At 49.5% G+C, this 6,455-nt stretch carries 6 protein-coding genes; 1 reads left to right on the top strand and 5 read right to left on the bottom strand.

The features are described 5' to 3' along the window. Positions 1 to 37: 37 nt before the first annotated feature. The gene (locus tag F8N00_RS15245) at positions 38 to 1,222 is read right to left on the bottom strand and encodes an RNA-splicing ligase RtcB (protein WP_023467794.1); all 1,185 of its coding nucleotides are present in this window, start codon (positions 1,220 to 1,222) and stop codon (positions 38 to 40) included. A 30-nt stretch (positions 1,223 to 1,252) separates the two neighbouring features. Then, the gene (locus F8N00_RS15240) at positions 1,253 to 2,074 is read right to left on the bottom strand and encodes a LysR family transcriptional regulator (protein ID WP_035398096.1); all 822 of its coding nucleotides are present in this window, start codon (positions 2,072 to 2,074) and stop codon (positions 1,253 to 1,255) included. A gap of 107 nt (positions 2,075 to 2,181) precedes the next feature. On the opposite strand from F8N00_RS15240, the gene F8N00_RS15235 reads away from it, so the two are divergent. After that, complete coding sequence (locus F8N00_RS15235; RefSeq protein WP_035398099.1) at positions 2,182 to 3,420, top strand: purine/pyrimidine permease; 1,239 nt, start codon at positions 2,182 to 2,184, stop codon at positions 3,418 to 3,420. Between the two features lie 164 nt (positions 3,421 to 3,584). Here F8N00_RS15235 and F8N00_RS15230 read toward each other — a convergent pair whose 3' ends face one another. From F8N00_RS15230 to F8N00_RS15220, 3 genes are all read right to left on the bottom strand, one after another. Then, a complete protein-coding gene (locus F8N00_RS15230) occupies positions 3,585 to 4,673 on the bottom strand; it encodes an MBL fold metallo-hydrolase (protein ID WP_336449235.1) in 1,089 nt (362 codons plus the stop codon). 121 nt (positions 4,674 to 4,794) lie between these two features. Further along, a complete protein-coding gene (locus F8N00_RS15225; RefSeq protein ID WP_336449234.1) occupies positions 4,795 to 5,244 on the bottom strand; it encodes a hypothetical protein in 450 nt (149 codons plus the stop codon). A 126-nt stretch (positions 5,245 to 5,370) separates the two neighbouring features. After that, positions 5,371 to 6,455: EF-Tu/IF-2/RF-3 family GTPase (locus F8N00_RS15220; RefSeq protein WP_421018508.1), on the bottom strand; the 1,085-nt coding region annotated here is incomplete at its 5' end.

Below are 6,455 nucleotides of genomic sequence, written 5' to 3'. Positions count from 1 at the left end.
TCATAGAATATCCTCCCCAATTGATAATAACCTTCCATCATTTCGCCTTAAAATTGTACAGCGGTTTAATGATCTCGACGACATCGACCGTTTCTTTCGTATTACGGATGATTTCGTCCATCGGCTTGTAGACGAACGGCGACTCGTCACGCGTCGATGCGACGACTGAACTTGACCAGACATCGGTCATCGTCTTTTCGAACGCATCCAGTTCAACTGTTTTGAATGCTTTTGACCGCGACATGATTCGTCCTGCTCCGTGTGGCGCGGAATAGTTCCAATCGGGATTTCCTTTTCCTACGACGATCAAGGAACCATCACGCATGTTCATCGGAATGATTGCCCGCTCGCCGGCTTTTGCAGAGATGGCACCTTTTCGTAGAATCATCGCGTCAAGATCGATGTAGTTGTGGATCGTATCGAATTGATCCGCTACCGTCCATCCCATCGCCTCGAAAATGACCTCGGTCATCGCCTGACGGTTCAATGCTGCGTATCGTTGAGCGATCTTAAGATCATGGAGATAACGCTCCATCGCTTCGCCGGAAACAGATGCTAAATCTTTGTTAAACGTAGACCGTTTTTCCTTCAATTGCTGTAAGGTCGTCTGTATATCCGACTCGCGCCCTTGTTGTTTTAATTCGGCGATGACTTGGTCAGCGTCAAATTGGAAGCGTGCAGTTTCTGCCTCTGCTTGATAATGTTCGGCAATCGTCTTCCCAAGATTGCGACTACCAGAATGAATGACGAGATAGCGCTGTCCTGCTGCATCCTGGTTCAGTTCGATGAAATGATTCCCTCCACCAAGCGTACCAATCGATAATCGTGCCCGTGTCTCGTTAAACGGTGCAAGTACTTGATCAAACGGTACCTGTTCGGACAATGGATGAGCTTGCTGACGTACCGACATGCCACTTGGAACGAGACGCTGAATCGTCGCGTCAAGTTTCGCATAATCGATTGGTTCTTGTTCAGCAAGTCGTGTACATAACATGCCGCAACCGATATCGACACCAACGAGATTCGGTACGACCTCGTCCGTCACATGCATCGTCGTTCCGATGACAGATCCTTTTCCAGCATGGCAATCTGGCATGATCCGGACGCGACTGTCTGTCGCAAATTGTTCCTCTAACATAGCTGTGACTTGCTTAATCGTCAGGTCGTCGACGTTATCCGTGAAAATCTTTGCTTCTCCATACGTGCCTTGAATCGTTTTCATACGATCTATCCTTTCTTTCCTGTCAGTTGATCAATCTGCTGTTTCTTTCATGATTTCAATGAATTGTTTCGTCAGTGTCGTCGGTCCCGTCTCCGTCAACCAGACGAAGGCTGTCGTACTTGCTGCACCGGATAGGTATGTCTGGTGCAGTCCTGTCATATCCAGTTCCCGCAACGTACTCTCCGGCAATACAGTCACCGCCTGTCCACTGCGGACAAGTCCGATCAGCGTCAAAACATCGGAACACGTCTCTTGCGATACGACGCTGAGCCGTTGACTTAACGTCTGAAAGACACCGAGTCCTTCTTGACTCGGAATGATGAGATCCGCGGTCGGGTGATCGGGGTGCCAGACTTGATGAAACGGTTCTTCTTCCATCCATTCAATCGAAATCCCTTGCGCATCAATCGGTAGACGGACGAACGCTGCGTCAAGCGACCGCTCTTTCAACCGTTCGATGAGCGCACTCGATTCTCCTTGGTGGACTTGTAAGATAATGCCAGGATGTCGTCGTTTCATCTGTTCAATCCATTCGACGAGCCGACTGGCTGATAAAGTGTTCACACCAATGCGCAAGATTCCCGTTCGTCCGGCTTCGATGTCGCTCACTTCCATCCGTGTCTCCTGCTCGAACTGTAGCAAAGAGACTGCTCGTTCATATAAGCGGTTGCCGCTCGAGGTAATCCGGATCCCGCGCCCTGCCCGCTCAATCAGACGAACACCTAGCTCTTCTTCCATTCGCCGAATTTGCTGCGTCAAGGCAGGTTGTGCCATCCGTAAGCGCTCCGCTGCTCGCGTGACGGATTGTTCCTCGACGACCGCACAAAAATAGCGGTACTGGCGTAAATCCATATTCATCATCTCTTTCATATGTTTTCATGTATAAAGATATATGAATCATAACATCAATCATATGCTATGATGCAGGAATATCTGAAGTTTAAGAAAGGAGCTTTTTCATGAAACAAACGACTTCTACCTTCCAGTGGATCGTCTTTTTACTCGCGAACACGATTGCTTTACCAATCGTCGTCGCCAGTCTGTTCGACCTCTCATCAGTTGAGACTGCTGCCCTTGTCCAACGGTCGTTCTTTGTAGGCGGGATTGCCTGTTTCCTACACGGAGCCTTCGGCCACCGGCTTCCGATCGTATCGGGACCTGCCGGATCATGGGTCAGCATCTTCGTCGTCATCGCCGCACTACCGGTCGATTCAAAAACTGCCTTTACAATCGCGATGGCAGCCGTCGTCATTGCCGGCGTCGTCCTCATCATTCTCGGTTTGACAGGATGGACGAAGTACTTATTACCCGTCTTTACACCGCTCGTCAGCGGAACGTTTTTGCTCTTATTATGTATTCAATTGACAGGTGTTATGCTCGGTGCCGTTCTCGCCGTCGAGGCAACACGCCTCGCCGGAATCGTCACGTTCTTGCTCGTGCTCGGACTCAGCCAATTTGGACCGAGTCGCTTACGTCCGTTTGCCTTGATGATCGGAATCATCGTCGGTTGGCTCGTCAGCCGTCCGTCGCTTCCTGCATCATCTAGTTTGTTCGCACCACCGCAAGCGCTACCGTTCGGATGGCCACAGTTTGACGGCAGTGCATTCCTTGTCGCGATTCCATTCGCGATCTTGCTCGTCGTCAATTTAATTGCCGCTTTAAGCGCCGTCGAAGCGACGCTTCAAAAACAAGGACGTCTGCACCAAGGATTATCCATCGAAGGTGTCATTCATTTACTTGCTGCTACATTCTCGACGCTTGTCCCGGTGCCATTACCCATCACGAGCGGATTCATCGCGCAAACGGGAAGCCGGAAACGTCGCCCGTTCTTGATTGCCTCGCTCGTCATCGCACTGATCGGTTTCTTCCCAAGCTTGATCGGGATCATCGCGACATTACCGCGTAGCGTTGCGAGTGCCGCGTTGCTTGCGACATTGCCGCACATGTTCCTGATTGCCTGGCAGTCTGCGGAAAGTAACATGGAGAACAGTCGCCGCCGCCATGCGTTTGCGATCAGTGCCGTCATCGGCATCAGTATCTTGTTGCAATCGACCGTCATCGCGGAAGTCCTGCCTTTAACGCTTCGTCCGTTCCTCAGTAACGGATTACTCGTCGGAACGATGCTTGTGCTCGGTTTCGAAATCATCGAAAAAGTTCGTTCTCGTCGCGTAAAGCAAGCGGATCAATTGGCGAGCTAAATGGTATTGTACGACCGGACGATGGCATCATCCTCGCTTTTCTATAAGAGTCGAGGATGAACATTTCGTCTGTTTATTCACCTAAAAAAGTAGCCTTTTCGATGTGATTCGAAAAGGCTACTTTTTTCTCATTTCATTCAATTAAAATCAAAAAGTTATTTTACTCAACGCACTTCCCGCCACCATTTCCGTGTCGTGCTCTCGGGTGTCACACTCTCCCCGATCATTGGTGTCAGAACCGGAATCTCATCGCGTTTCGCTTCCTTGAGCAACCGTTCGACTGGTTCGAACCAGGCATGAAAAGCGAGGATGAAAGCAGACCAGTGAATCGGCATCAGGACGCGACCTTTGACATCTCGATGAGCTTGAACTGTTTGTTCCGGTAACATATGCGAATTGGACCACCGGACATCGTACTGTCCACATTCCATCATCGTCAAATCAAACGGACCATATTGTTCGCCGATTGCTTTGAAGTGTGGACCATATCCACTATCGCCACTAAAGAAGACCTTTTGCGAGCCTTCGATGACCCATGACGCCCATAGCGTTGAAAATTGATCAAGACCATTTCGTCCTGAATAATGGCGCGAAGGAGCCGCTGTCAGTTTGATGCCACCGACTTGTGTCGATTCATGCCAGTCGAGTTCCGTGATTCGCTCAGCCGAGACGCCCCATCCACGGAGACGACTTCCGACACCGAGCGGCACGATGAAGCGACCGACTCGATTTTTCAAGGCGAGGACGGATGGATAATCGAGATGATCATAATGATCATGCGAATAGACGACGACATCAATCAACGGTAGACGTTCGAGATCAACCTTCTGCGTCGTTTGAAAACGTCCTCCGCCCAGTTTCGGAAACGGTGATGGTGCGCGCCCGAGCATCGGGTCAAAGAAAATCGTTTGCCCATCGAGTTCGAGTAAAAATGCCGAATGTCCGAACCATGTGACACGTGGTGTTTCACTATCGTCTTGACGTCGCTGATACGGAAGCGTCGGTAACGCTTTGACAGGACGCAGATTCGGAATGTTTCTTCCGTAATCCTTTAAGATACTTTTCATCGAGTCCCATTTTATCTTCAACTGGAAATCCATCTCATTTTTGAACTTCCCGTCGACAAAACGATCTGATCGTTCGAAACTCAGCCGCTCTGCACGGCTTGGTCGTTTCCCGAAAACTGGGTACCGGTTAATGAACCAAGCACTGGCAAGACCAATTCCTGCTAAAGCTGTCACTATTTTTTTCATGTCTTATCACCTCTTCGATGCTTTCAGTATAGCACCTCGATTCCTTACACATCTCGCCCTACGCCTCCAGGTGCGAAAAAAAAGTGAAGTTCACCGCAAGCGGCGCCTTCACTTCTAGGTATCAGTCGATATCGTCCGCTTTCCATTTCGCCCGGTCGCTCTTCTCACCGTCCCCGCGGTGATTGGTTTCATAGACGTTATTCCCCGGATTTTCGACCTTGTTATCATCGTGCCGATGGTCATGGTGATGATGGTGCTCATGGTCGTGGTCATGATCGTGATCTCGATCCTTGACGAACAATGCAAGACCGCCACGCTCGACTTCTGCGTAATGCCGTTCTGCCTCATCGTCCGAATGTCCGACACGTTTTAATGTCTCGCGGAGCGGTGGTTCTTTAGAAAATTTTGATTTGACCTGATCAATCCAACTTGCACCTGATGCTTCGTCTGCCGCGTCATCTCGACCGACGACAGAAAAATCCGAATCATGATGCCCCTGCTGTTTCAATTCCTCGATTTTTCGTTCCAAACTCGATTGATCCTGATAGATTCCAACAAACCGTTTCGCCATCACATGACACCTTCCTTTTTCATATGAATTCAAACTCGCTCTGTTTTTACCCTTGTTCGCTTGCCATCAAACGAAATTTCAGGAACGAAAAAAACGGACTACTTCGAAAAGTAGTCCGTCAAAAACTTAGAGTTGTTGCGGTGAATCGACCAGTGTGATCGTTCCTTCGTTTTTCTGAACGAACCGCTCGTAGACGAAATCATTCGCGAATAACAACACGGCATTATCCCAACGGTCGTAGACGAGAACCGTCCGTGAATCCGTCAATTGTTTGACGGCAGCGACTTCAGCTGGCTTGATCCATTTCGCGACTTGGAAGTTCGCAGCATCCTTCAAGATGTCAACGCCATACTCACCTTTGAGCCGGTGCTCGAAGACTTCGAATTGGAGTTGCCCGATTGCTCCGAGGATGATTTCGTTGTATTCCGTCTTGTAGACCTGGATCGCACCTTCTTGCGCGAGCTGTTCGACACCTTTTTGGAACTGTTTCGACTTCAAGGCGTTTTTCGTGTAGACCTTCAAGAAGAGTTCTGGTGCGAACGTTGGTAGTGCTTCATATTGCAATGATGGATCACCGTTCGTGATCGTATCACCGATTTGATAGTTGCCTGAATCGTACAATCCGATGACGTCTCCTGCGAACGCTTCATTGACCGTTTCCCGCTCATCCGCCATGAATTGTGTCGATTGAGATAACTTCATCTTCTTGCCTGTCCGTGTCAGGACGACGTCCATTCCACGATCAAATTTACCTGTACAAATACGGACGAACGCAATCCGGTCACGGTGGTTCGGGTTCATGTTCGCTTGAATCTTGAAGACGAAACCGCTGAAGAAGTCTTGTGCCGGCTCGACTTTCCCTTTGTTCGACTCGCGTGGTGTCGGTGAAGGAGACAAGTTCAAGTAATGTTCAAGAAGTGGTGTGACACCGAAATCGACGAGTGCTGATCCGAAGAAGACTGGAGTCAGTTCACCTTTTGCGATCAATTCTTCATCATATTCGTTACCTGCGCCGTCGAGTAAGTCGACTTCATCCATCAACGTCTCATACATTTCCGAGTTGATCGTCATCGCGAGTTCTTCGTTCGCGAGACCTTCCTCACCGAGTTCGATCGACTTACGATCGTTCTTGAAACAATGGAATTGTCCTTTGACACGGTCATAGACCCCTTCGAACTGTTGACCTGAACCAGCTGGCCACGTCACAGCAA

It is taken from the genome of Exiguobacterium sp. A1_3_1, from assembly GCF_048985645.1.
In the GTDB taxonomy this organism is placed as follows: Bacteria; Bacillota; Bacilli; order Exiguobacteriales; family Exiguobacteriaceae; genus Exiguobacterium_A; species Exiguobacterium_A indicum.
The sequence above is the reverse complement of the archived record's forward strand: the minus strand, read 5'-3'. Positions and strand labels throughout refer to the sequence as shown.